The following is a 23,915-nucleotide window of genomic DNA, read 5'->3' on the forward strand; positions in this document are numbered from 1 at the left end:
ATCAGCCGACGACGAGCGCCCCGGGCATGCGGGTGCGCATGACGGCGAGCGCGTCGGCGCTGTGGTCGACGAGGACGGCGTCGCGGCCGAGCGCATCGGCGACGGCGCCCGTCGTCCCCGAGCCCGCGAACAGGTCGAGCACGCGGTCGCCCGGACGGCTCGACGCCTGCACGATCCGCCGCAGGATCCCCTCGGGCTTCTGCGTCGGGTAGCCCGTCTTCTCGCGGCCCGACGTGGGCACGATCGTGTGCCACCAGACGTCCGTCGGCAGCTTGCCGCGCGCCGCCTTCTCGGGGGTCACGAGACCCGGAGCCATGTAGGGCTCCCGGTCGACGGCATCCGAGTCGAAGAAGTAGGCGGACGGGTCCTTCACGTACACGAGGATCGTGTCGTGCTTGCTCGGCCAGCGCTTGCGGGACTTCGCGCCGTAGTCGTAGGCCCAGATCAGCTCGTTGAGGAAGCAGTCCCGGCCGAAGACGGCGTCGAGCATGACCTTCGCGTAGTGGGCCTCGCGGTAGTCGAGGTGCAGGTACAGGGTGCCGTCGTCCTTCAGCAGCCGCCACGCCTCGCGCAGCCGGGGCTCGAGGAAGCCCCAGTAGTCGTCGAACCGGTCGTCGTACAGCCGCAGCGCGCCGCGCGTGCGGGCGTAGGACGTGCCGCGGAACCCGCCCTTGACGGGGCCCGCCGGCGGGGCGGGGGCGTCCGGGTCGGGCACGAGGTGTGCGGTGTTCAGTCCCGACCGGGCAGGCCCGGCGCCCGGGGCGCGCGGATCCGGGGATGCCGACGCCGCGGCATCGGCTCGGGACTGAATACGGAGCGCGGACTCGATCGCCCGCTCCTGCGTGCGGCCGGTGTTGAACGGCGGGTCGAGGTAGACGAGCGCGAAGGAGGCGTGCGGCAGGCGCCGGGCGACCTCGAGGTTGTCGCCGAGATGGATCTCGACGGTCACGGGACGCGGCGCAGCCAGGCGTCCGTCGAGAACTTCGACTCGACGAGCGCCTCGGCCTCGGCGTACTCCTCCTCGGAGATCGAGCCCGGCTTCGCACCGTACAGCGACGTGAACGTCTCCTTGAAGCGCTCGATGATCTCGGCGCGCGGCAGCCCGGTCTGGCTGCGCAGCGGGTCGACGCGCTTCGCGGCAGACGCCGTGCCCTTGTCCGAGAGCTTCTCGCGCCCGATGCGCAGGACCTCGGTCAGCACCTGGCCGTCCATGTCGTAGCTGAGGGTGGCGTGGTGCAGCACTCCCCCGTTGGCGAGGCGCTTCTGCGCCGCACCGCCGATCTTGCCCTTGGACGAGGCGATGTCGTTGAGCGGCTGGTAGGTCGCGTCGATGCCGAGCGAGCGCAGCGCGTGCAGCACCCAGTCGTCGAGGAACGCGTACGAGTCCGCGAAGGTCATCCCCGCGACGAGGGATGCCGGCACGTACAGCGAATACGTGACGATCGAGTTCGCGGCCATGAGCATGGCCCCGCCGCCGGAGATGCGGCGGACGACCTGGAAACCGTGCTTCGCGGCCCCCTCGGGGTCGACCTCGTTGCGGTACGACTGGAACGAGCCGATGACGACGGCGGACTCGTCCCATTCCCAGATGCGCAGGGTCGGCGTGCGGCGGCCGTCGCCGACGCGCGTCGTGAGCACCTCGTCGAGGGCGAGGTTCATCGCCGGCGAGACCGCCTTCTCGTGGACGACGTCCCACTCGAACTCGTTCCAGCCGGGAGCGACGATGAGGGCGCGGCGCACCGCCGTGGCGACCGACTCGGGGGTGAAGCCGAGCAGCTGCGCGCCCTCGGGCAGCGCGCCGCGGACGGCGGCGGCGATCGTCGCGACGTCCGCCTCGACGGGGAGCCCGGTGACGGCCGCATCGATGTCGGCGAGCGCGTCGTCGGGCTCGAGGAAGAAGTCGCCCGCCAGGTGGAAGTCCGCGATGCGGCCGTCGGCCACCTCGAGATCGACCACGACCAGCTTGCCGCCAGGGACCTTGTACTCGCCGTGCATGGTCCTATTCTCCCGTGTCCGCGGCCGGCCCGGTCGCGTCGGCGCCGGAAGCGGATGCCGCGTCGCGCCGCGCGATGCGCGCGTCCAGCCACGCGAGCAGGTCGGCGCGCACTTCGGCGGCGCAGTGCTCGTTGAAGATCTCGTGCCGCGCGTCGGGGTAGACGAGGGTCGTGACGTCGGTGAGTCCCGACCGGGTGCGGTAGGCGTCGGCGAGGCGGTGGACGCTCCGCGGGCCGCCGACGGGGTCGTCGCGCCCGACCATGAGCAGGACGGGCAGATCGACCCCGAGGTCGCGCTTCGGCTTGCCGAGGAGACGCACGGTGTCGGCCGGGCCGAACAGCGTCGGCAGCGGGACCGTCGTCGTGAGCGGGTCGTCGAGGAACGCGCGGCCGACCGCGGCATCCGTCGACAGCCATTCGACACCCGTCGCGTCGGCACCCGCCCAGCGCTTGTTGAGGGGCGCGGCGTTGAGGGCGCCCGGCCACAGGAGCGACGACCCGGAGAGCACCAGCGCGTCGTAGGCGCCCGGGTCGGCGTTCACGAGCTTCTGCGCGAGGAACGACCCCCACGAGTGCCCGAGGAGCACGAGCGGCAGGTCGGGGTGGCGACCCCGGATGATGCCGGTGACCTGCCGGCACGCGGCGATCGCGGCGCGCAGACCCCCCGGCCCCAGGCGGCCGAGACGGGAGTGGTCGCCGTCGTGCTGGCGCAGCCCGGTGCGGCCGTGGCCGCGGTGGTCGTCGGCGTAGACGGTGAACCCGTCGGCGGTGAGCGCCGCGATGAGGGCGGCGTAGCGGCCGGCGTGCTCGCCGACGCCGTGGAGCAGCTGGACGACGCCCCTCGGCGTCCCCTCGGCGGGGTGGACGTCGTAGACGATCGCGACGCCGTGTGCATCGATGAACTCGGGCATGGCTCGAATTCTAGGGCCGGTCGGATGCCGCGCTCCGAGCCGTTAGCCAGACTAATGAGCTATGCTAATGAAACATGATCGACGCGACCGGTGACCAGACCCAGGACCTGGCTCACGCGGCATCCGATTTCCGCATGGCGACCTTCCGGCTCGCGCGGCGCCTGCGCTCGCAGCGCGCGGTCGACACGATGAGCGACGGCCAGTTCGCCGTGCTCGCGGCGCTCAAGGTGCACGGTCCGCACACGCTCGGCGAGCTCGCGGAGCGCGAGCGGGTGTCGGCGCCCTCGATGAACCGCACCGTCAACTGCCTCGAGGAACTCGGCTACCTGAGCCGCACGCCCGACGAGAACGACCGCCGCAAGGTGGTCATCGAACTCACCGACAGCGGACGGGAGGTCGTCGTCGAGACGGTCCGGCGGCGCGACTCCTGGCTGGAGCACGCGTTCGAGGACCTGACCGCGACCCAGCGCGCGACCCTGGTGAAGGCCGCCGCGATCATGCAGGAGGTGGCCGAGCGATGAGTTCCGCGATGTTCCGCTCCTTCTCCGTCTTCAACTACCGCGTCTGGTTCATCGGCGCCCTCGTGTCGAACGTCGGCGCGTGGATGCAGGCGACGGCGCTCAGCTGGGTCGTGCTGACGCAGCTCACCGACAACGACGCGACCGCCATGGGTGTCACGATGGCGCTGCAGTTCGCGCCGCCCTTGCTGCTCGTGGGCGTGACCGGGCTCGTCGCCGACCGCTTCGACCGCCGCAAGCTACTCTTCGTGACCCAGGGCTCGCTCATGGTGCTCGGGCTCACGATCGGCGTGCTGCTCCTGCTCGGCGCGATGAACCTGTGGACGATGTACGCCTTCGCGTTCGCGCTCGGCGTCGTCGCCGCCTTCGACAACCCGACTCGGCAGGCGTTCGTCTCCGACCTCGTCGCGCGCGAGAACGCCTCGAACGCGGTCGCCTTGAACGCGGCATCCTTCAACACCGCCCGCATGATCGGACCCGCCGTCGCCGGTCTCGTCATCGTCGCCGTCGGCACCGGCTGGGTGTTCCTCATCAACGCGCTGACGTTCCTCGCGATGCTCGTGGCCCTCGTGCTCATCCGCCCCGCGGAGCTCGCCCCGAGGCCGAAGCTGCGCAGCGCCGCGCGGATGGCCGACGGGCTGCGCTACGTCGGCGGCCGACCCGACCTGGTCGTGACGTTCATCATGGTGTTCCTGCTCGGCGCGTTCGGCATGAACTTCCCGATCCTCGCCTCGACCATGGCTCTCGAGTTCGGCCAGAACGCCGACGGCTACGGCGTGCTCAGCTCGATCCTCGCGATCGGGTCGCTCGCCGGCGCCCTGCTCGCGGCGCGACGCGACCGCGCCCGGCTGCGTCTGGTCATCGGCGGACTCGGGCTGTTCGCGATCGCCTCGGTGCTCTCAGCCGCGATGCCCGTCTACGTCGCCTACGCCGCGACCCTCATGTTCATCGGGTTCGCGACGGTGACGACCCTCACCACGGCGAACGGCTACGTACAGACGACGACCGAGCCGGCCCTGCGCGGGCGCGTACTCGCGCTCTACATGGCGATCCTCATGGGCGGCACCCCCTTCGGCGCCCCCATCGTCGGCTGGGTGGCCGACGCGTTCGGACCGCGCGCTGCGATCCTCCTCGGTGCCGCGGCGGCGCTGGTCGCCTTCTGCGTCGGCGGCGGCTGGCTGCTGTTCTCGGGACGCCTGCACCGCCACGAGACGCGCCGCTTCGCGATGACGATCGACGAGACCCGGCCGATCAGCGTCGTCGCGCCCGAGGAGTTCAGCGACGAGGTCGCCGCGACGACGCCGATCCGACTGCCCGAGGACGGTGAGGTGGCGCAGCTGAGGTCGGGCGCGCTGAGTTAGGGCGCGGCGCTGGCGGCAGTTCCGGGGACGCGCAGTGTCGGGTCGGCGTGCGTGCGGCGACGAATCGGGTCCCCGGAGCAGGGGGCGCGGGGACTCCAGGGACGCGAAGTGTCGGGACGGCGTGCGCGAGGCGACAAAACGGGTCCCCGGAGCGGATGCCGCGGCCCGACGCGCGCGGTCGACACCCGGGTCGCGACGAGGAAGAGGGCGTCCGCGATGACGATGTGCATGCCCTGGACTCACGTCGGCACCCCCAGGCCCACCCCGAGTGCCAGGTGGACGGCGACGACGATCGCGACGGTCGTCCCCGCCCGGTGGCACCCGCCGCCGGCACCCTAGGTTGACGTGCGGGGGAACCGACGGGCCAGGCTTCGACTCGTCGGCTCGGGGCCCAGCGACTTCGGGGGAAGTCAGGGCCCCGACTCCCCCACCACTCGGAGGGCACTGTCAAGGGGTCGGATGCCGCCGGTCGCCGCGCGTACCGTCGCGGCCATGAGCGACGCATCCCCCACTCCCGAGCAGGACGACCCGACCGGCGGCGACGAGACGACCGAACAGCAGCTCGACGCCGACAACGCCGTCGAGCAGGACACCCTCAAGACGCTCGACCCCGACGACTCCCCGGCCTGACCCGGCGGTCAGGCCTCGCGGGTGATGAGCACCCGCACCTCGAGACGGCTCTTGAACGGTCCCGCGTACACCCCGCGCAGCGGCGGCACGTCGTTGTAGTCGCGCCCGCGGCCCACCGTGACGTGTCGGTCGCCGATCTCGGCGTCGTTGGTCGGGTCGAAACCGTGCCACGAGCCGGCGTACCACTCGATCCAGGCGTGCGACTCGCCGACCACCGGCACACCCACCTCGGCGGTGGGGTTGGGGTGCAGGTACCCCGAGACGTACCGGGCCGGGATGCCGACCGAGCGCAGCGCGCCGAGCGCGATGTGCGCCATGTCCTGGCACACGCCCTTGCGCTCCGCCCATGCCTCCGCACCGGTGGACTGCACCTCGGTCGCGCCGGGCACGTACTCGACGGCCTCGCCGATGGCCGTCGCGATGGCGAGCGCCGCGTGCGACGGGTTCTCGTGCTGGGCCGCGATGCCCGACGCGAGCGCCGCGACCTCGGGATGCGGATCGGTGCGGCGCGTCTGCGACAGCATCTCGACCGTGCCGATCGACCGCTGCGCGTCGCGCGAGAGGGCCTCCCACGACATGTCGGGGTGCGTGAGGGGCCGCGCGCGCACCTCGACGAGCGAGCGCGCCGTGATGTGCAGCGCCGAGTGCTTCGCCAGCACGTCGAACGCCGCGACCCGCGTGCCGAAGTAGTCGACGTAGTAGTTCACGTTCGTCGAGGGCTCGATGTCCAGCTGCGAGCTGAGGACGAACTGGCTGTCGCTCGTCGTCGGCAGCATCCGCGCCTCGTTGTACGACGCCCCGACCTCGCCCGGGTAGTCGAACCCCGTCGTGTGCTCGATACGCAGCCGCTTCATGAGGTCTCTCCGATCCAGCTGGGTTCGGCCTGGGTGGGGAAGAAGCGCCCGCGGATCGCCTCGGACGCCTCCCGCGTGACAGCCTGCACGCTGTGCATGTGCTCGGGGAGTTCGGCGAGCACCTCCTCGATCGGCCGGTACTCCAGTTCGTTGCGGATGCGGCCCAGCGCCCGCAGCACCGTGTTGGAGTGTCCGACGCGGTCGGCGACCGGGTCGATCGCGCTCATGCACTGCTCGGCGGTGCGGATGGAGTGGATGATCGAGCGCGGGAACAACCGGTCGAGCAGCAGGAACTCGGCCGCGTTCTGCGAGCTCGGCATCCCCCGGTAGGTGCGCAGGTACGCCTCGTACGCGCCGCAGGAGCGCAGGATGGTGGTCCAGGACGGACCGGATGCCTCGGTCAGCGACCTCGTCGCCAGCATCCGCGCCGTCATGTCGGTGCGCTCGATGGCGCGGCCCAGGGTGAAGAACTGCCACGGCTCGTCGTGACTGGTGGACCCGTCGGTGACCCCGACGGCAAGCGCGGCCCGCTCGCGCACCCACTGGAAGAACTCGTGGGTCTTCTCGTCGTTGAGCCGTCGCGGCATCCGCGAGTACGTCGTGTTCAGCGTCTCCCAGAGCTCGGTCGAGACGATCTCGCGGGCGCGGCGGGCGTTCTCACGCGCGGCCTGCAGCGAATAGGCGATCGATGACGGGTTGGTGCGGTCGACGGCGAGCACGGTGAGCACGTCGCCGCGGGTGACGGGCGCGTCCGTCCGCGGTGGCACGGTGCCCATCACGCCCATGAGCGAGCGGCAGGCGGTGTCCTCGTCGATCCACGGGTCCTCGAGCAGGAGCTGCAGGTGGACGTCGAGGATGCGGGCGGTGCCGTCGGAGCGCTCGATGTAGCGCCCGATCCAGAACAGGCTCTCGGCGATGCGGCTCAGCATCCGTCCTCACCTCCCGCGGTCTCGCGTCCCTGCTGCTGCTGCTCCTGCTGCTCGGCCGTCGCGCGGGGCCGGTCCTGCGGCGAGTGGTCCGGCTCGTCCTGGGCGTCGTAGATGATCGGGATGGCGGAGGTCGCCGTCGCCTGCTCGGCGACGAGGCCGGCGAGGGACTGCGACTGCCCGTACTCGCCGCGGTTCGGCGCGTCGCCGCCGACGATCCACGTGTCCTTCGACCCGCCGCCCTGGCTGGAGTTGACGACGAGCTGCCCCTCGGGCAGTGCGACGCGGGTGAGCCCGCCGGGGAGCACCCAGACCTCGTCGCCGTTGTTGACGGCGAACGGTCGCAGGTCCGCGTGGCGCGGCCGCATCCCGTCGTCGACCAGGGTCGGGATCGTCGAGAGCATGACGACCGGCTGCGCGATCCAGCCGCGGGGGTCGGCGAGGAGCTTCGAGCGCAGGGCGTCGAGCTCGGCGGGGCTCGCGTCGGGGCCGACGACGAGGCCCTTTCCGCCCGAGCCGTCGACGGGCTTCACGACGAGCTCGTCGAGGCGGTCGAGCACCTCTTCGAGGGCGCCCGGGTCCTCGAGCCGCCAGGTGTCGACGTTCTTGAGGATGGGCTCCTCGGCGAGGTAGTACCGGATGAGGTCGGGCACGTACGTGTAGAGCAGCTTGTCGTCGGCGACGCCGTTGCCGACCGCGTTCGCGATCGTGACGTTGCCCAGGCGCGCGGCCAGCATGAGCCCCGGGGCGCCGAGCATCGAGTCGGCGCGGAACTGCAGCGGATCGAGGAAGTCGTCGTCGACGCGGCGGTAGATGACGTCGACCCGGCGCGGACCGCGCGTGGTGCGCATGAAGACCTTGCCGCCCTGGCAGACGAGGTCGCGCCCCTCGACGAGTTCGACGCCCATCAGGCGGGCGAGCAGCGTGTGCTCGAAGTACGCGGAGTTGTAGACACCGGGGGTGAGGACGACGACGTTCGGATCGTCGACACCCGGAGGCGCGGAGTTGCGGAGCGCCTGCAGGAGCTTGTTCGGGTAGTCGCCGACGGGACGCACCCGCATTGAGACGAACAGCTCGGGCAGCGTCTGCGCCATGACCCGCCGGTTGGAGATGACGTAGCTCACGCCCGAGGGCACACGGACGTTGTCCTCGAGCACGCGCATCTCGCCGTGCTCGTCGCGGATGAGGTCGATGCCGGCGACCTGGATGCGGACGCCGTTGGCCGAGCGGATGCCGGCCGCCTGCCGGTAGAAGTACTGCGACGACGCGATCAGCTTCGCCGGCAGCACGCCGTCGCGGACGACGTGCTGGTGGCCGTACGCGTCGTCGAGGAACGCCTCGAGCGCACGGACGCGCTGCTGCACGCCCTTCTCGATGCGCGACCACTCGTCGTAGGCGATGACCCGGGGCACGGCATCCAGCGGAAACGGTCGTTCCTCGCCCGCGAAGTCGAACGTGACGCCCTGTGCGAGGTACGAGCTCGCGAGGGATTCGGTGCGCCCCCGCAGCTCTTCCTGCGTCATCTGCGCGAGGGCCTGATAGAGCTCGCGGTAGGTCGAACGTGACTGCGCCGCCTCGCCGGGATGCGCCACGTCGGCGAACATCTCGTCGAACGCGGGGACGCCGGAAGGGGTCTTGCGCGGCGCCAGCGTGGAGCCGTATCCGTCGAAGAGGTCACCCATGCGACGAGCCTAATCCGGGGGGTGTTGCCGGAGTGTTTCGCCCCGCGGGTCAGCCTTCGAGGGCGAGGCGCAACTGCTCGACGGCCCAGTCGATCTCGGTGGCGCGGATGACCAGCGGCGGCGCCATGCGGATGGTCTGCCCGTGCGTGTCCTTGACGAGGACTCCCCGCGCGAGCAGCCGCTCGGCGACCTCGCGGCCGGTGCCGACGGCCGGGTCGATGTCGACGCCCGCCCAGAGGCCTGCGACGCGGATCGCGGTGACACCCGACCCGAGGAGAGGTTCGAGCCGCGCACGCAGGTGATCGCCGAGCGACAGTGCTCGCTTCTGCAGGTCGCCGGTGCGGAGCAGGTCGACGACGGCGAGACCGACGGCCGCCGCGAGCGGGTTGCCGCCGAAGGTCGAGCCGTGCTCGCCGGGGTGGATGACGCCCAGCACGTCACGGTCGCCCACGACGGCGGACACGGGGAGGATGCCGCCGCCCAGCGCCTTGCCGAGCAGGTACAGATCGGGGACGACACCCTCGCGCTCGCACGCGAACGTGGTGCCGACCCGCCCGAGGCCGGACTGGATCTCATCGGCGATGAACAGCACGTTCGCCGCGGTGCACGCCTCGCGGACGGCGCGGAGGTATCCGTCCGGCGGGATCACGACGCCCGCCTCGCCCTGGATCGGCTCGATGAGGACGGCGGCGGTGTTCTCGTCGATCGCGGCGGCCAGGGCCGCGGCATCCCCGTAGGGCACGATCTCGAACCCGGGCGCGAACGGCCCGAAGCCGTCGCGGGCCTGCGGGTCGTCGCTGAAACCCACGATGGTCGTCGTGCGGCCGTGGAAGTTGCCCGCCGCGACGACGATCTTCGCCGCCCCGTCGGGTACCCCCTTCACGCGGTACGCCCACGCCCGCGCCACCTTGATGCCGGTCTCGACGGCTTCGGCGCCCGTGTTCATCGGGAGGACCATGTCCTTGCCGGCGAGGGCGGCGAGCGCGTCGGCGAAGGCGCCGAGGCGGTCGTTGTGGAACGCCCGGCTGGTGAGGGTCAGTCGCCCGAGCTGCTCGGTCGCCGCGGCGACGAGGGCGGGATGCCGGTGCCCGAAGTTCAGGGCCGAGTACGCGGACAGCAGGTCGAGGTAGCGCCGCCCCTCGACGTCGGTGACCCACGACCCCTCACCCTCGGCGACCACGACGGGGAGGGGGTGGTAGTTGTGCGCCACGTGGGCTTCTTCGGCCGCGATGAGATCTGCGGACGGGGTCGTCTGGGGCCGGACGTCGGTCATCGCGCACCTCCGCGCAGTTCGAGCGTGCAGCACTTGATGCCGCCGCCGCCGAGCAGGAGCTCGGACAGATCGATGGGGACGGGGATGTAGCCGCGCTCCTCGAGCTGCGCGGCGAAGCCGGTGGCGCGGGGCGAGACGAAGACATGGAGGCCGTCGCTGGCCGCGTTCAGCCCGAAGACGGCACCGTCGGCATCCGACACGTGGATGGCGTCGGGGTAGCGCTCGCCGAGCACCCGCTGCGACGCCTCGTCGAACGCGGACGGCAGGTAGGCGATGTTCGCCCGCTCGACTCCCGTGGGGCCCTCGACGGGATCCAGGACGGTGATGGCCGTGTCGAGGTCGTAGAACCGCGGATCGACGAGGCGCAGTGACACCACCTCGCGCCCGAAGACCTCGGCGAGTTCGCGGTGACTGTCCCCGACCGACCGGAATCCGGTGCCGGCGAGGATCGTGTCGCCGACGAGCAGGAAGTCACCCTCGCCCTCCTGCACCTCGACGGGCTCGACGACCTCGAAGCCGTGGGCGGCGAACCAGTTCATGAAGGGCCGCTCCTCGCCGCGGCGCTCGTCGACGCGGAAGCGGACGCCCAGCGCGCGGCCGTCGACGATGAATCCGCCGTTCGCCGTGTAGACCATGTCGGGCAGCCCCGGCACCGGGTCGATGAGCTCGACCTCGTGCCCGAGCGCGACGTAGCCGTCGTACAGCGCCTGCCACTGCCGCACGGCCTTCGCGGTGTCGGTGGGGTTCGCCGGATCCATCCAGGGGTTGATCCGGTACGACACCGTGAAGTGCTCGGGGCGGCACATGAGGTAACGGCGGCGCTGGGCGGTGCGCACCGGCGCGGTCTCGTGCTGCGTCGTCATTCTCGCTCCTCGTTCCCGGGGCGGCGGACGCTGTCCAGAGGCCCGACGGAGCTTGCAGAAGCCGACGAATCGGGCACGCCGGGACCCATCATGCCAGGTCGACCCGCACGGACGGCGGTGGACGGGCGGCACGGCTACATGCCGATGAATGACAGGATGCAGAGCATGGCCAGACGCACGGGTGAACAGACGAAAGCCCTGCTGCTGCGCACCGGCATGCAGATGCTCCTCGAGCGCGGGGTGAGCGCCGGCGTCCAGCACATCCGGCTGCAGGACGTGCTGCGTCGCGCGGGCCTCACGACCGGTGCGGCGTACCGGCTCTGGAGCGACCAGGCCGACTACCACCGCGAGCTCGCCGTGGCCATGATGCGGATGCGGGTGGCCGGACCGGCCGACGCGATGCGTGCCCAGGTCGAGGAGCTCATCGGCGAAGAGGTCACCGGCGAGGAGATCATCCGCCAGGCGGCCCGGCAGCACGTCCTCGCCGCGGAGCTGTCCACCGAGGACCCGACCGATCTGCTCGAGGCGCAGTCGTTCCGGGTGGCTTTAGCGCTGCGGACGGCTGCGGACACGTGGCCGGAGCTCACCGAGGCCAGCCACGAGCGTCACCGCGAGTCCATCCAGGCCTTCACCGAGCTCTACCAGTACCTCATCGACGCCTACGGGATGCGCATGCGCCAGGGGCTGACGATCGACGATTTCGCCGAGGCGATGGCGGCGATGGCGGAGGGCTTCGCCATCCGGTCCCTCGAACGGATCCCGCACCCGACGTTCCGTCTGTCGGGCACGGACGGCACACCGACCGGCGAGTGGACGCTGCTGGGGCTCACGGTGCGCGCGCTCGTCGACTCGTTCATGGTGCCGCGGGAGGATGCCGACCCCGACGCCCACGCCCGTCGTCCGCACTACTCCTGAGCCGCCGGGACGAAAGATGCCCCGGATCGAGGACGCCGGGTCCTCGATCCGGGGCGACACTCCCCCCAGAGTGTTGTCGTGCGCCTCCCCCAGAAGCGCACGAGGACAGTCAACAGGGTGGACGGACGCCGCACCAGAAAGATAAGTTGTTTTCTTCTTCGGATGGATAAACTCCTCGTCGGCCGCCCCGCCGGTCTCAGATGACGGCTTCGCTCCACCGGTCGGGGTTGCCGAAGCGGTGCGCCGTGATCGTGATCGACTGCTCGCGCAAGAATGGGAGCAGTTCGATCCGCCCGGCCTGCGTGACCTCGTCGGCGTAGACGGCCAGATCCGGATCGCCCGAGATCGCCGCGGCGAGCGCGGTGCGCACCTCGCCCGCCTGCGCCGGCGGCCCCACCAGGCGCACCCGGTCGGCCCGCGCGGGGACGCCCTCGGCGCGGGGCGCCGCCATCCGCGCGATCCAGTCCTCGTCCGATTCGACGAACACCGCCACCTCGAGCGCCCCGAGCGCCTGTCGCACGGTGGCGGGCACCCCTGCGGGCGTGCTGACGGTGAACGTCGAGCGGGCGCGGACGGCGGCGATGATGGCGCGCACGAGGGTCTGCGGCGCGGCATCCGTCGTCGATCGGATCTCGACGCTCGCCGGACGGTACCGGAAGAGATTGCGCTCGACGCCCAGGTGCGAGACGTCGACGACCTTGCCGAAGGTGCGGTCCCACGCGACGGCGTCGGACAGCGCCGCACGGCGCAGCCACTCGAACGCCTCGTAGCCCAGGGCGGGCTGGGCCGCCTCGATGACGTCGGCGATCGACGAGTCGAGCCCCTTGAGGTGCAGCGTCGACGACGCCGCCACCCCCGCCGTCGGCCGCCAGGACCCGAGCCCGACGAGGTGGTTCGGGCCGCCGGCTTTCGCGCCGCCGCCGACGGAGGACCGCTTCCAGCCGCCGAACGGCTGACGCTGGACGATCGCGCCCGTCGTGCCGCGGTTGACGTAGAGGTTGCCCGCTTCGACCCGGTCGAGCCACAGGGCGAGGTCGTCGGGATTCTGCGTGTAGAGCCCCGCGGTGAGGCCGTAGTCGACCGCGTTCTGCAGCTCGATCGCGTGCTCGAGCGACCGCGCGCGCATGACCCCCAGGACGGGGCCGAAGAACTCCTCGAGGTGCACCCGCGAGCCCGGCTTCACCCCGGTGCGGATGCCGGGGGTCCAGAGCCGTCCGCCGTAGCGCTGGTGCGGCAGTTCGCGCGGCTCGACGAGCCACTCCTCGTCCTCGTCGAGGGTCGTCAGCGCCCAGGCGAGCTTGCCGGTCGGGGCCTCGACGAGGGGGCCAACCTCGGTCAGCGGGTCCTCGGGCGCGCCCACGCGGAGCGAGGTCGCGGCATCCACCAACTGACGGCGGAACCGCTGCGACCGTGCGACCGGACCGACGAGGATCGCGAGCGAGGCGGCGGAGCATTTCTGTCCGGCGTGGCCGAACGCCGAACGGACGAGATCGGATGCCACCAGGTCCAGGTCGGCCGAGGGCATGACGATCATGGCGTTCTTGCCGCTCGTCTCGGCCTGCAGGGCGAGGTCCGGACGCCACGAGCGGAAGAGCGCGGCCGTCTCGAAGGACCCCGTGAGGACGACGCGATCCACCGACGGGTGGGTGATGAGCTGCCTGCCGAGGCCCCCTTCGTCGAGATCGACGAGGGCGAGGATGTCGCGGCCGACGGCGGCGCCGTCCAAGGCCTCCCAGATCGCCTCGGCCACCACCGCCGCGCAGCGGCGCGCCTGGGGCGCGGGCTTGAAGACGACACCCGAGCCCGCCGCGAGGGCGGCGAGCGCACCGCCGGCGGGGATCGCGACCGGGAAGTTCCACGGCGGTGTGACGACCGTCACCCGGTCGGGCACGAAGACGGCACCGCTCACCCGGTCGAGCTCGCGCGCGGTCGCAGCGTAGTAGCGGGCGAAATCGACGGCTTCGCTCACCTCGACGTCGGCCTCGGCGAGGGTCTTGCCGGTCTCGGATGCCGCGACCTCGATGAGCTCGGCGCGGCGACGTTCGAGCGCGCCGGCCGCACGGAGGAGGACCTCGGCGCGATCGGCGGCGGGCAGCGAGCCCCACGCGCCGGCCGCCGAACCCACGCGGCCGAGCATGGCTTCGAGTTCGGACTCGGTGCCGATGCGGGCTGCGGCGATCGCGGCATCCCCCGCCGTCGACGACGGGACACGACCGAGGATCTCGCGCGCCCACGCGCGGTTCGCGGGGAGGGCGGGGTCGGTGTCGGCGGCGTTGCAGAAACCGGGGGCGCCCGCGGCGGCGGCGCTCTCGCGCGGCGAGAAGACGGCGGTCTCGACGAACGCGTCGCCGGCGAACCCACCGGGCAGGCCGGCCGGATGCGTCTCGTCGGGGTCCGCCGGGCGCGCGTCCTTCGCGGCGATGCCGAGGACGGCCTGCGTGAGGGCGGCGTCGTCGGAGGGCGCGGGGGCCGCGGCATCCGTCGTCACCGTCACCTCGTCGGCGGCTGCGGCCGTGCGATCCTGGCGGCGCCGGGGTCCGGTCACCAGCGTGCGGTCGGCGGACCGGTCGATGGATGCCGCGAACCGGTCGCGCTCGCGCACGAACATGGCCCGGTCGTAGGCGAGGTCGAACGCGGCGGAGAGGAAGTTCTCGCTCGAGGCGTTCTCCTCGAGCCGGCGGACGAGGTAGCTGATCGCGACGTCGAACTCGTCCGGCCGCACGACGGGGACGTAGAGCAGCACGTGCCCGACCTCGCGGGCGACGGCCTGCACCTGGCCCTGCGCCATGCCGAGGAGCATCTCGACCTCGACGTCACCCTGCACCCCGCGCTCGCCGGCGAGCAGCCACGCGTACGCGATGTGGAAGAGGTTGTGTCCGGCGACGCCGATCCGCACCGCCTCGGTGTTCTCCGGGCGCAGCGCCTCGTCGAGGCAGCGCACGTAGTTCGCGTCGGTGTCGAGCTTGGAGTCGTAGGGGGCGGTGGGCCAGTCGTGCATGACCGCGTCGACGTGTTCCATCGCGAGGTTCGCACCCTTGACGAGGCGGATCTTGATGCGGGCCCCGCCGGCCGCGACGCGCTCGCGCGCCCACGCGGTGAGCGTTCGGAGGGCGGGGAGGGCGTCGGGCAGGTAGGCCTGCAGCACGATGCCGGCCTCGAGGCCCTTCAGGCGCGGGTCGTCCAGCACCCGCATGAACACGGCCATCGTCAGGTCGAGGTCGCGGTACTCCTCCATGTCGAGGTTGAGGAACGTGCCGTCCTCGGCCGCCGACAGGTAGAGGGGGCGCAGCCGCTCGGCGACGCGATCCACGATCTCGTCGAACGCCCACATCGAGAGGTGGCTCGCGATCGCCGAGACCTTCACCGAGACGTAGTCGACGTCGTCGCGCCGGACGAGCTCGTGGATCCCCTCGAGGCGTCGGAGGGCCTCGGCCTCGCCGAGCACCGCCTCGCCGAGGAGGTTGAGGTTGAGCCGCGCCCCCGACTCGCGCAGGGTCTGCAGAGCGGGACCGAGCTTGTCGGGCCGGGCGTCGACGATGAGGTGACCGACCATCTCGCGCAGCACGCGGCGGGCGATGGGGACGACGGGCGTCGGGAGGACGGGGGCGACGACGCCGCCCGTCCGCACGGCTGCCCGGAGGTACCAGGGCAGGAAGGCGGGGGCGAGCGGCGCGACACGCTGCAGGTTGGTGGCCGCGGCGGTGAGGGACTCCGGTCGCATCACCCCGTCGACGAAGCCAAGGGTGAACGGCAGTCCGTTCGGGTCCTTCAACACCCCCGCGAGACGCTCGGCCGACGGGTCGACGGTGACCTCGGCGGATTCGGCGACCCAGCGCTCCGCGAGGGCGATGGCCCGCTCGGCGAGGTCGGAGGAGGGCGCTTGTGGCGCGACAGAGCTGTCCGACATGACGCTCAGCCTATGCGCGCCTCCGGCCGCCGGGGAGGGACACGCTAGGGCCAGATACTGGGCGCCTCGGCACGGGTCGAGGGAAGAGCGGATGCCGCGGCCCAGTCGTGGATCCACTGCGGGATCTCGGGCAGGGTGTCGGGCCGGTGGAGCGCGTCGAACAGCTCCTCGAGCGGCACGATGCCGCCGGACTTGCGCAGGAACCGGACACGCAGGACCATCTCGGCGTAGATCTCACCGTCGACGACGGCGCGGTGCATCTGGAAGACCGACTTGTCGTCGTGGCCGATGATCCGCGTCTCGACCGTGAAGCGCTGCCACAGCTGCAGGGATTTGCGGAACGTGACCGTCTCGCTCGCGACGACGCCGTACCAGCCGCGCTCGTCCATCGTCTGCCAGATGCCGGTGCGGGTGAGCAGGTCGAACCGGCCGAGGTCGAACAGCGAGGCGTAGCGCCCGTTGTTCATGTGGCCGAGCAGGTCGATGTCGGTCGGCAGGGTCCGCAGCCGGATCCGGCCCACCGCGTCGGGCGGGAGGGGCCCGCGGCGGCGGTACAGCACCCGCGCGCGCATCAGGGTCAGCAGGGTCCGCCACCACACGTTCACGAGCGGCCAGCCTAGTCATGGTCACACGTACAGTGCGGCATCCGTTGTCGCTCTCCGACAGTCGACGGGCCGTGCGCGCGGGGGCGACCCTGTCGATTTCACGATCCGTCGGGCCGTGCGTAGAGTCTGGCCATGGACCCCGAACTCCAGACCGACATCGTCGTCCGTCCCGTTCGCGATGTGGATGCCGAAGCTCTCGGTCGCGTGCATGCGACGTGCTGGCACGAGACCTACGACCACCTCATCAGCAAGGCCGCGCTCGAGAACGTGTCGGCCCGCCGCCTCGCCGAGCTGTGGACGCACTGGGCCCAGCAGGGTCCCGATTTCCGCATGGTCGCCGCTCTCGTCGGCGGCGAGATCGTGGGATTCGCCGGGTCCGGCCCCGCCCGCGACCGCGACGCGCCCCGCAATCGCGAGCTCTACTTCATCTACCTGCTCGACGCCTGGCACGGCACCGGCATCGGCCAGCGCCTGTTCGACGCCGTCGTCCCCGACGATGACACCGAGCTGTACCTGTGGGTCGCCGAGGACAACCCCCGCGCCCACCGCTTCTACACCCGCAACGGGTTCGCCCTCGACGGAGCGAGCCACACCGAACCCTTCCTCGGCGAGACGCTGACGGAAGTCCGCTTCGTGCGCTGACGCACGATCGCGAGACTCGACGGCGCGGCATCCCGTTTCGGATGCCGCGCCGTCGGCCGTTGCGCGGACGTCAGCGGCTGCTGACGTTGCCGAAGAGCCGGGCGATCGGCGCGACGACGAGCGGGCGCATGGCGACGTAGGCGGCGACCGTCACCGCGATCGACAGGACGAAGAGCCAGAAGCCCGTCCAGTTGTCGGCGTAGGCACCCGGGTCGACCGAGCCCTGCGCCGCGTACATGTGGTTCAGGTTGCGCAGCGCCCCGGTCGAGAGCACCAGCAGAACATGGACGGCGATGAACGCGACGAAGTAGAGCATCGTCGGGAAGTGCAGCTTGCGAGCCCACTCGACGGGGTAGACGCGGTTCAGCGTCGCCGCCTGCTTCGGCCACATCGCACTCATCCGGTATCCGGTGAGCGCGGCGACGGGTGCGGCGATGAAGATCGTCGTGAAGTAGGCGAGCTGCTGCAGCGCGTTGTAGTTGACCCACCCGTTCTCGGTCGGCCAGTCGAGGGAGACGTACTGCAGAGCGGCGGACAGCGCGTTCGGGAACACCTCCCACGAGGTCGGGATCACGCGCATCCACTGCCCGGTCGCGAAGAGCAGGACGACGAAGATCAGGCCGTTGGCCAGCCACAGGATGTCGAGGGCCTGGTGCAGCCACAGCGTGAGGCTCATGCGGCGCTTGCGGTCCTTCTTGGAGATCCACATGGCGGCCGGGCGCTTCTCTGAGCGGACCTGCAGGCCGGTGCGGATGATCAGCACCATGAAGAACGCGTTGAGGAAGTGCGACCAATTCAGCCAGGCGGGGAAGCCGACGGGCGCGCCCTCGAGCAGGTGGTACTCGCCGGGGTAGGTCGTGAGGAAGTCCTGCATCGGCTCGAGGCTGAGGATCCAGCGCACCGCGAGCACCGCCATCGCCGCGGCGTACAGGATCGCACCTCCCCCGAGGACGACGACTCCCGCCCACTGCGCCTTCGTGAACGGACCGATGCGCGCGGGTTCCGGCCGGGGCGCGGGGCGGCGGGCGACGCCCGCGTGCGCGAGCGGGCGCTCGGCGAGCGGGGGGCGCGGGGCGTCGGGGGTGGGCTCCGGCTCGGGCGCCGGCGCGGGTGCGGGGGCTGGCTCGGGTGCGGGGGCGCGCTCCAAGGACGCCGAGACTGCAGGCTCGCGCCGAGACTGCGGCGCGAGATCGCTGTCTCGGCCCCCACGTGCAGTCTCGCGGGAGGTGGGGGGCGGGGCGGGCGTGGTCTCGGCGGGAGGCCAGGCGTCGCCGCCGACGGCGCGCGGAAGGCCGCGGCGGACCGCGACGGATGCGGCGACGGGCGCGCTCTCGGGGATTGCCGGCCGCGGGTCGTCGGCGGGGTGGGGCGCTGATGCCGCCGCGGATGCGGTTGCGTCCGAGTCCGGGCGACGCTCGGCCTGTGCTGCGCCTTCGGCCGTCGCCGGGCCGGTGGATGCCGGCGGCCAGGGCTCGCCGCCCGGGGTTCGCGGCAGTCCGCGTCGTGTCGCGGTCGCGGGGGCCGAGGCGTGGTGCGAGGCGACCGCATCCTCCGTTGTCGTCGACCCGGAAGCCCGTGTCGCGGACTCAGCCGACGCTGTCGTCGCGGAGTCGGTGGGCGGCGCCACTTCGTCGGGGACCGAAGCCGCGCCCGCATCGGCGAGCTGAGCCGCAGCTGCATCGGCGACCGGTGCCGCGGCTGCGTCGGCGACCGGAGCCGACCCTGCGGGCGGCCAGGGGTCGCCGCCGGAGACGCGCGGGAGCCCCCGACGCACGGAACGCGCGTATGTCGCCATCCGCTCCTACTTCTTCCCCGCCTCGAGCGCCGCGATCAGCTGCGGCACGACGGTGAACAGGTCCCCGACGACACCGAAGTCGGCGATGTCGAAGATCGGTGCGTCTCCATCTTTGTTCACCGCGACGATCGTTTTCGCCGTCTGCATGCCCGCCTTGTGCTGGATGGCACCCGAGATGCCGAGAGCGACATACAGCTGCGGCGACACCGAGACACCGGTCTGGCCGACCTGGTACGAGTAGGGGACGTAGCCCGCGTCGACCGCGGCGCGCGAGGCTCCGACCGCTGCGCCGAGCACGTCGGCGAGCTGCTCGACGAGGGCGAACTGCTCCGCCGAGCCGAGCCCGCGTCCACCTGAGACGACCTTCGCGGCGCCGCGCAGCTCGGGACGGCTCGAGACGGCGACCGCCTCGTCGAATCCGGTGATGGTCGCGGCGGGAGCGCCCGAGGCGGCGACTTCGAGGGGCGCGACGGCCGGCGCGTCGACCGCGGTCGCCCGGGCGTCGACGGATCCCTGGCGCAGGGTGACGACGAGCGGGCCGTAGGTCGCGGCGGCCGTCACGTTGTAGGCGCCGCCGTAGACGGAGTGGTGCGCGAGCACGCCTTCGTCGTCGCGCGAGACGCCGACGGCGTCGGCGCAGAGGGCGGCCGAGGTGCGCGCCGCGAGGCGGCCCGCGACATCCCGACCTTCGATCGAGTTCGACACGAGGATCGCGTCGGGCTGCACGAGAGCGGATGCCGCGGCCACCGCGTCGACGACGGGCACGGTCAGTGCCGTGTCGGCGCCGCCGAGGCCCGCGGTGAGTACTGTGGTCGCGCCGAGGGCGCCGGCTGCGGAGGCCAGGTCGCCGTGGCGGGACTCGTCGGCGACGATCACGGCGACGGGGGTGCCGATCGAGGCGGCGGCGCCGAGGAGTCCGGCCGCCGAGGCGGCGAGGTCGCCGGCGGGGGTCACGTCGAGCCAGACGAGGACGGAGTCGGGGGCGAAGTCGGTCACGATGGTCTCCTCGGTGCTCACGCCAGGCGGTTCTCGATGAGGAACGCCGCGAGCTTCTCGCCGGCATCCCCCTCGTCAATGATCTTCGTGCCTGCCTGGCGGGGCGGCTTCTGCGCGACGGCGGTCATGATCGACTGCGGAGCGGATGCCGGGTCGACGTCGACGTCGAGATCGGCGAGGGAGAGGGTCTCGAAGGGCTTCTTCTTCGCCGCCATGATGCCCTTGAAGTTGGCGAAGCGGGCGTCGGGGAGTGCTTCGGTGATCGAAATGACGGCGGGGAGCGCAGCCGTGACCGAGGCGGTGCCGAAGTCGGTGGCGCGGGTGCCGCTGACGGTGTCGGCGGAGATCTCGACGGCCGAGAGGGCGGTCGCCTGGGGCACACCGAGGTGCTCGGCGAGCATCGCCGGCAGGACGCCCCCGGAGCCGTCGGTCGACAGGTTGCCGGTGATGACGAGGTCGAATCCGGTGCGGCGGAGTGCGGCGGCGAGGACCCGCGCGGTCACGCCGAGGTCGGCGCCGCGCAGGGCGTCGTCGGTGATCTGGACGGCGGAGTGAGCCCCCATCGCGAGACCCTTGCGAAGGGAGGCGGCCGCGGCATCCGATGCCATCGTCATCACGACGACCTCCGTGCCCTCGTTCGCCTCGGAGTAGGTGAGGGCGGCTTCGAGCGCACGCTCCCCGATCTCGTCGAGCACGCGCTCGGACGCGTCGCGCGCAGCGAGCCCGGTCTCGAGGTCGAGCGTGCGATCACCCCAGGTGTCCGGCACTTCTTTCAGCAGGACGACGATCTTCATTGACTCCTCCTCGGCATCGTGTCGAGTCTACGGTCGGGGCCGGGGTGGATGCCGCGCGCGGGGCGCGGTGCGGTGGGCGCGAGGGGGTGGGCGGGGGGGCGGTGGGCGCGGGGCGCGGTGCGGTGGGCGCGGGGGCGCGGTGCGGCGGGATGGGCGCGGGGGGGGCGCGGTGCGGCGGGATGGGCGCGGGGGGCGCGGCGGGTGGGCGCGAATTCGGAGATGTGCGTCGGATTCGGATCAGGTGCGAGGTGTCGATCCGAATCTGGCGACATTCTCCGATTCCGGTCGGGGCGAGGATCGGACGTCGGGTGGCGCCCTCGCCACGGATGAGAGGACTCTCATTTTCTGGGTGTGCATAACGTGTGTTCTGGGCCCGTTTTGCCGGGGTGGATGTCGGTGGCCAGTGGCAGAGTGCAGGTATGACGGATGCGGCGGAAACCCCCGGTGGCGAGGACTATCTCGCCACCTTGGCGGGGGTCGTTGCGGACGTCGATTCCGCGGCCCGGCGGATCGCTGCCGCGCAGATCGAGGAACTGCGCGCGCTGGCCGCGGCGGGGCGGTTGGCCGAAGCGCAGATCGCGCAACGCAACGCCCGCGTGCAGGTGCATGACATGGCGTTGCGGTCTATCGCGGCGGAGGTCGGCGGAGTCATGCGGGTCACCGATCGGACCGTGCAACGCCGGATCGGTGAGGCGCGGACGTTGATCGAAGGGTTTCCCGCGACCGTCGAGGCGTGGGAGCAGGGCCGGATTGTTCGGGGCCACGCGATCGCGATCGTCGAGACCGGGACGAGTCTGCCGGCCGAGATGTGGGCGGAGTTCGAACAGGTCGCGATCACCCGGTGTGAACGGGACACCCCCAACCGTGTGCGGGGAGAGTTGGAGATCCTTGCCCACCGGATGCACCCGCGCTCGTTCGCGGAGCGCCACGAGGAAGCCGCCGCTGGGCGGTGCGTGCGGATCGTGCCCGGACGGGACGGGATGAGCGACGTGGTCGCAACCGTCCCGACGGTGATCGCCGAAGGGATTCACGACCGGCTCACGCAGCAAGCTAGGGCGATCATCGACACCCCCGACGAACGCATCGCTGGGCGCGGAGGTGTCGGCGTCGCATTCGGCGAAGCCGTCACGACGCACAGCGACAGCGACAGCGACAGCGACAGCGACAGCGACAGCGACAGCGACAGCGAGGACGCTGGCGCCATCGTCGCCACCGACAACCGCTCCACCGACCAGGTCCGCGCGGACGTGTTCGCCGACCTGCTCCTCGCCGGGACACCAGCCCTCGACGACACCCGCGACACCACCGCCGGTCCCCTCGGTGCGATCCGCGCCCGCGTGCAGATCCTCGTGCCCGCCGCGACCCTCACCGGAGAAGACAACGGACCGTGCGACCTCGCCGGCCGGTCCGCCATCGATCCCGCGACCGCCCGCACCCTCGCCGGCGCCACCCACATCTGGGAGCGCCTGTTCCACGACCCGACCACCGGGGTCACGGTCTCCACCGACTCTTACCGGGTCCCGTCGGGGATGCGCCGGTTCCTGCAAGCCCGCGACCAGCACTGCAGGTTCCCCGGATGCCGCATCGCCGCCATCCGCTGCGAGGTCGACCACACCCACGACCACGCCCTCGGCGGCCGCACCGAACTCACCAACTTGGCGCACTTGTGCCAACGGCACCATTCGATGAAGCAATTCACCGCGTGGAGGGTGCGACAACTGAAGGGTGGAGTCCTGGAATGGACCTCACCCCTCGGCAGGATCTATAGAGAAGACGCACCGACACCGGCCGTCGCCTTCACCCCTGCCGCACCACCGCCACCCGCAGCGACAGAGCCCGCACCGTTCTGACCCGGGGCCAGACAGGCGCGACCCAGCGCACTCGAGTCCCGATGAACGCGGGCGCACCTCAGGTAATGATCAGTGCACCACCTCGCGCAGGCACGCACGCATGCACGACGGCCAGCCGCTCTCGACATCGCCGGTGACCACCGCGACGATGTGCCGCGCGGGAACCCACCCCGACCCCGGCATCCGCCGATCAGCCGCGACGCACCGCGGCGACGACCTCGACCTCTACCAACTGGTGCGCATACCCCAGGGCGGCCACCCCCATCAGGGTGCTCGGCACGTCGTGCTCACCGAACGCCGCGCGCACGACCTCCCAGTCCGCGACCAGATCCCGCCGCTCCGACGACGCGACGAGGACCCGCGTCGAGGCGACGTCCGCGATCCCGGCACCCGCGGCATCCAACGCGACGAGCATGTTCTCGACACAGCGCCGCGCCTGCCCCGCCACATCCCCCAACGCGACCGTCGACCCGTCGTCCGCCAGCGGACAGGCCCCCGCCAGCGCATCCGACCGCACGAGATGCACGGCGCTCATCGGTGCCGGAACTCCGGCGCCCGCTTCTCCCGGAAGGCCGCCATGCCCTCCTTCTGATCCGCCGTGTCGAACAGCCCCGCGAACGCCTGCCGCTCGAACCGCAACCCCTCGGCGAGCGTCGACTCCAGTGCGACGTCCAACGCCGCCGTCGCCGCGTACAGCGCCGGCAGCGGCTTCGACGCGATCGTCTCGGCCGTCCGCTGCGCCTCCTCGCGCAGCTCCGCCGCGGGGACCACACGCGACACGAGCCCCGCACGATCGGCCTCCTCGGCGGTCAGCTGCCGCCCCGTCAGCACCAGCTCCGCCGCCTTGAACGACCCGATCGCTCGCACGAGACGCTGCGTGCCACCCAGCCCCGGGATCACACCCAGGTTGATCTCGGGCTGACCGAACCGCGCCGAATCCGCCGCGAGGATGATGTCGCACATCATCGCCAGCTCGCACCCACCACCCAGCGCGTAACCCGCCACCGCGGCGATCGTCGGCGTCCGCACCGCCGCGAACCGCGACCACTTGCCGAAGTGGTCAGCGAGCAGCATCTCACTGCCGCTGAGCGCCTCCATTTCCTTGATGTCCGCTCCCGCAGCGAACGCCCGCTCACTGCCGGTCACGACGATGGCGCCGATCCCGGCATCCGCGTCGAACGCCTCCGCGGCATCCACCAGGTCGTGCATCACCTGCGCGTTCAGCGCGTTCAGCGCGTCGGGCCGGTTGAGGGTGATCCACCCGACGCGTCCGCGCGTCTCGGTGACGATGGTCTCGTAATCGGTCATGTCGACATGCTCGCAGACGGATGCCTCCACCCGCGCGACACGCTCCGTTCACCCACCGGCCACTCGGCGACACGCCCCAGACACCCGGCGC

General features: G+C 71.6%; 21 protein-coding genes. 6 read left to right on the forward strand and 15 right to left on the reverse strand.

Annotation, left to right across the window (positions count from 1 at the left end):
- Position 1 precedes the first annotated feature (1 nt).
- Genes AB0P29_RS09795 through AB0P29_RS09805 form a run of 3 tightly spaced genes read right to left on the reverse strand, consistent with a single transcriptional unit; the run spans position 2 to position 2,905 of the window.
- Entirely contained in the window at positions 2-949 is a 948-nt protein-coding gene (locus AB0P29_RS09795) for a site-specific DNA-methyltransferase (RefSeq protein WP_363379558.1), read from the reverse strand.
- Entirely contained in the window at positions 946-1,995 is a 1,050-nt protein-coding gene (locus AB0P29_RS09800; protein WP_363379560.1) for a biotin/lipoate A/B protein ligase family protein, read from the reverse strand. The genes AB0P29_RS09795 and AB0P29_RS09800 overlap by 4 nt, the downstream gene beginning before the upstream one ends.
- Positions 1,996-1,999: 4 nt before the next feature.
- Complete coding sequence (locus AB0P29_RS09805; RefSeq protein ID WP_363379562.1) at positions 2,000-2,905, reverse strand: alpha/beta fold hydrolase; 906 nt, start codon at positions 2,903-2,905, stop codon at positions 2,000-2,002.
- A 74-nt stretch (positions 2,906-2,979) separates the two neighbouring features.
- On the opposite strand from AB0P29_RS09805, the gene AB0P29_RS09810 reads away from it, so the two are divergent.
- From AB0P29_RS09810 to AB0P29_RS09820, 3 genes are all read left to right on the forward strand, one after another.
- Positions 2,980-3,426 (forward strand): MarR family transcriptional regulator, encoded by a 447-nt coding sequence (locus tag AB0P29_RS09810; protein ID WP_363379564.1) that lies wholly within the window; start codon positions 2,980-2,982, stop codon positions 3,424-3,426.
- On the forward strand, positions 3,423-4,784 hold the full coding sequence (locus AB0P29_RS09815) for an MFS transporter (RefSeq protein ID WP_363379566.1): 1,362 nt from the start codon (positions 3,423-3,425) through the stop codon (positions 4,782-4,784). Before AB0P29_RS09810 ends, AB0P29_RS09815 begins: the two co-directional genes overlap by 4 nt.
- Positions 4,785-5,276: 492 nt before the next feature.
- Positions 5,277-5,414, forward strand: a complete 138-nt coding sequence (locus AB0P29_RS09820) for a hypothetical protein (RefSeq protein ID WP_311286195.1) — start codon at positions 5,277-5,279, stop codon at positions 5,412-5,414.
- A gap of 8 nt (positions 5,415-5,422) precedes the next feature.
- On the opposite strand, the gene AB0P29_RS09825 is transcribed toward AB0P29_RS09820, so the two are convergent.
- The 5 genes from AB0P29_RS09825 to ddaH are packed head-to-tail and all read right to left on the reverse strand — an operon-like array spanning position 5,423 to position 11,012.
- Positions 5,423-6,268 carry a transglutaminase family protein gene (locus AB0P29_RS09825; protein WP_064003371.1) on the reverse strand — a complete coding sequence of 282 codons (846 nt, stop codon included), beginning with the start codon at positions 6,266-6,268 and terminating at the stop codon, positions 5,423-5,425.
- A complete protein-coding gene (locus tag AB0P29_RS09830) occupies positions 6,265-7,197 on the reverse strand; it encodes an alpha-E domain-containing protein (RefSeq protein ID WP_363379568.1) in 933 nt (310 codons plus the stop codon). The genes AB0P29_RS09825 and AB0P29_RS09830 overlap by 4 nt, the downstream gene beginning before the upstream one ends.
- Positions 7,191-8,876 (reverse strand): circularly permuted type 2 ATP-grasp protein, encoded by a 1,686-nt coding sequence (locus AB0P29_RS09835; RefSeq protein WP_363379570.1) that lies wholly within the window; start codon positions 8,874-8,876, stop codon positions 7,191-7,193. The genes AB0P29_RS09830 and AB0P29_RS09835 overlap by 7 nt, the downstream gene beginning before the upstream one ends.
- 49 nt (positions 8,877-8,925) lie before the next feature.
- Complete coding sequence (gene rocD, locus AB0P29_RS09840) at positions 8,926-10,149, reverse strand: ornithine--oxo-acid transaminase (protein WP_363379572.1); 1,224 nt, start codon at positions 10,147-10,149, stop codon at positions 8,926-8,928.
- On the reverse strand, positions 10,146-11,012 hold the full coding sequence (ddaH, locus tag AB0P29_RS09845) for a dimethylargininase (protein ID WP_363379574.1): 867 nt from the start codon (positions 11,010-11,012) through the stop codon (positions 10,146-10,148). The genes rocD and ddaH overlap by 4 nt, the downstream gene beginning before the upstream one ends.
- A gap of 165 nt (positions 11,013-11,177) precedes the next feature.
- On the opposite strand from ddaH, the gene AB0P29_RS09850 reads away from it, so the two are divergent.
- Positions 11,178-11,927, forward strand: coding sequence for a hypothetical protein (locus tag AB0P29_RS09850; RefSeq protein WP_363379575.1), 750 nt, complete (start codon positions 11,178-11,180; stop codon positions 11,925-11,927).
- Positions 11,928-12,123: 196 nt separating this feature from the next.
- Here the strand turns inward: AB0P29_RS09850 and AB0P29_RS09855 are convergent, their stop codons facing one another.
- Positions 12,124-15,834, reverse strand: a complete 3,711-nt coding sequence (locus tag AB0P29_RS09855) for a bifunctional proline dehydrogenase/L-glutamate gamma-semialdehyde dehydrogenase (protein WP_363379576.1) — start codon at positions 15,832-15,834, stop codon at positions 12,124-12,126.
- Positions 15,835-15,878: 44 nt separating this feature from the next.
- The gene (locus AB0P29_RS09860; RefSeq protein ID WP_064003378.1) at positions 15,879-16,439 is read right to left on the reverse strand and encodes an acyl-CoA thioesterase; all 561 of its coding nucleotides are present in this window, start codon (positions 16,437-16,439) and stop codon (positions 15,879-15,881) included.
- Between the two features lie 132 nt (positions 16,440-16,571).
- Between AB0P29_RS09860 and AB0P29_RS09865 the strand changes: the two genes are divergently transcribed.
- Positions 16,572-17,081 carry a GNAT family N-acetyltransferase gene (locus AB0P29_RS09865; RefSeq protein WP_363379577.1) on the forward strand — a complete coding sequence of 170 codons (510 nt, stop codon included), beginning with the start codon at positions 16,572-16,574 and terminating at the stop codon, positions 17,079-17,081.
- A 70-nt stretch (positions 17,082-17,151) separates the two neighbouring features.
- On the opposite strand, the gene AB0P29_RS09870 is transcribed toward AB0P29_RS09865, so the two are convergent.
- From AB0P29_RS09870 to AB0P29_RS09880, 3 genes are read right to left on the reverse strand one after another with little or no spacing between them, the layout of a single operon-like run.
- Positions 17,152-18,876, reverse strand: coding sequence for a cytochrome b/b6 domain-containing protein (locus AB0P29_RS09870; protein ID WP_363379578.1), 1,725 nt, complete (start codon positions 18,874-18,876; stop codon positions 17,152-17,154).
- Between the two features lie 6 nt (positions 18,877-18,882).
- Complete coding sequence (locus AB0P29_RS09875; protein ID WP_363379655.1) at positions 18,883-19,872, reverse strand: electron transfer flavoprotein subunit alpha/FixB family protein; 990 nt, start codon at positions 19,870-19,872, stop codon at positions 18,883-18,885.
- Positions 19,873-19,889: 17 nt separating this feature from the next.
- Positions 19,890-20,666: an electron transfer flavoprotein subunit beta/FixA family protein gene (locus AB0P29_RS09880; RefSeq protein WP_363379580.1), complete on the reverse strand. Its 777-nt coding sequence runs from the start codon at positions 20,664-20,666 to the stop codon at positions 19,890-19,892.
- A 419-nt stretch (positions 20,667-21,085) separates the two neighbouring features.
- Between AB0P29_RS09880 and AB0P29_RS09885 the strand changes: the two genes are divergently transcribed.
- A complete protein-coding gene (locus tag AB0P29_RS09885) occupies positions 21,086-22,516 on the forward strand; it encodes a DUF222 domain-containing protein (RefSeq protein ID WP_363379581.1) in 1,431 nt (476 codons plus the stop codon).
- 190 nt (positions 22,517-22,706) lie between these two features.
- Here the strand turns inward: AB0P29_RS09885 and AB0P29_RS09890 are convergent, their stop codons facing one another.
- Both AB0P29_RS09890 and AB0P29_RS09895 read right to left on the reverse strand, forming a co-directional pair.
- Entirely contained in the window at positions 22,707-23,051 is a 345-nt protein-coding gene (locus AB0P29_RS09890; RefSeq protein ID WP_363379582.1) for a Rid family hydrolase, read from the reverse strand.
- Positions 23,048-23,824, reverse strand: a complete 777-nt coding sequence (locus AB0P29_RS09895) for an enoyl-CoA hydratase-related protein (RefSeq protein ID WP_363379583.1) — start codon at positions 23,822-23,824, stop codon at positions 23,048-23,050. The genes AB0P29_RS09890 and AB0P29_RS09895 overlap by 4 nt, the downstream gene beginning before the upstream one ends.
- Between the last annotated feature and the right edge of the window lie 91 nt (positions 23,825-23,915).

Source organism: Microbacterium sp. NPDC080220 (assembly GCF_040686395.1).
Lineage (GTDB): Bacteria > Actinomycetota > Actinomycetes > Actinomycetales > Microbacteriaceae > Microbacterium > Microbacterium gawkjiense.

Excerpts from the sequence above, each read along its gene's own strand:
- AB0P29_RS09800 (WP_363379560.1), bottom strand. The coding sequence starts at position 1,995 with ATGCACGGCGAGTACAAGGTCCCTGGCGGCAAGCTGGTCGTGGTCGAT.
- AB0P29_RS09805 (WP_363379562.1), bottom strand. The coding sequence starts at position 2,905 with ATGCCCGAGTTCATCGATGCACACGGCGTCGCGATCGTCTACGACGTC.
- AB0P29_RS09810 (WP_363379564.1), top strand. The coding sequence starts at position 2,980 with ATGATCGACGCGACCGGTGACCAGACCCAGGACCTGGCTCACGCGGCA.
- AB0P29_RS09815 (WP_363379566.1), top strand. The coding sequence starts at position 3,423 with ATGAGTTCCGCGATGTTCCGCTCCTTCTCCGTCTTCAACTACCGCGTC.
- AB0P29_RS09820 (WP_311286195.1), top strand. The coding sequence starts at position 5,277 with ATGAGCGACGCATCCCCCACTCCCGAGCAGGACGACCCGACCGGCGGC.
- AB0P29_RS09825 (WP_064003371.1), bottom strand. The coding sequence starts at position 6,268 with ATGAAGCGGCTGCGTATCGAGCACACGACGGGGTTCGACTACCCGGGC.
- AB0P29_RS09830 (WP_363379568.1), bottom strand. The coding sequence starts at position 7,197 with ATGCTGAGCCGCATCGCCGAGAGCCTGTTCTGGATCGGGCGCTACATC.
- AB0P29_RS09835 (WP_363379570.1), bottom strand. The coding sequence starts at position 8,876 with ATGGGTGACCTCTTCGACGGATACGGCTCCACGCTGGCGCCGCGCAAG.
- rocD (WP_363379572.1), bottom strand. The coding sequence starts at position 10,149 with ATGACCGACGTCCGGCCCCAGACGACCCCGTCCGCAGATCTCATCGCG.
- ddaH (WP_363379574.1), bottom strand. The coding sequence starts at position 11,012 with ATGACGACGCAGCACGAGACCGCGCCGGTGCGCACCGCCCAGCGCCGC.
- AB0P29_RS09850 (WP_363379575.1), top strand. The coding sequence starts at position 11,178 with ATGGCCAGACGCACGGGTGAACAGACGAAAGCCCTGCTGCTGCGCACC.
- AB0P29_RS09855 (WP_363379576.1), bottom strand. The coding sequence starts at position 15,834 with ATGTCGGACAGCTCTGTCGCGCCACAAGCGCCCTCCTCCGACCTCGCC.
- AB0P29_RS09865 (WP_363379577.1), top strand. The coding sequence starts at position 16,572 with ATGGACCCCGAACTCCAGACCGACATCGTCGTCCGTCCCGTTCGCGAT.
- AB0P29_RS09870 (WP_363379578.1), bottom strand. The coding sequence starts at position 18,876 with ATGGCGACATACGCGCGTTCCGTGCGTCGGGGGCTCCCGCGCGTCTCC.
- AB0P29_RS09880 (WP_363379580.1), bottom strand. The coding sequence starts at position 20,666 with ATGAAGATCGTCGTCCTGCTGAAAGAAGTGCCGGACACCTGGGGTGAT.
- AB0P29_RS09885 (WP_363379581.1), top strand. The coding sequence starts at position 21,086 with ATGACGGATGCGGCGGAAACCCCCGGTGGCGAGGACTATCTCGCCACC.
- AB0P29_RS09890 (WP_363379582.1), bottom strand. The coding sequence starts at position 23,051 with ATGAGCGCCGTGCATCTCGTGCGGTCGGATGCGCTGGCGGGGGCCTGT.
- AB0P29_RS09895 (WP_363379583.1), bottom strand. The coding sequence starts at position 23,824 with ATGACCGATTACGAGACCATCGTCACCGAGACGCGCGGACGCGTCGGG.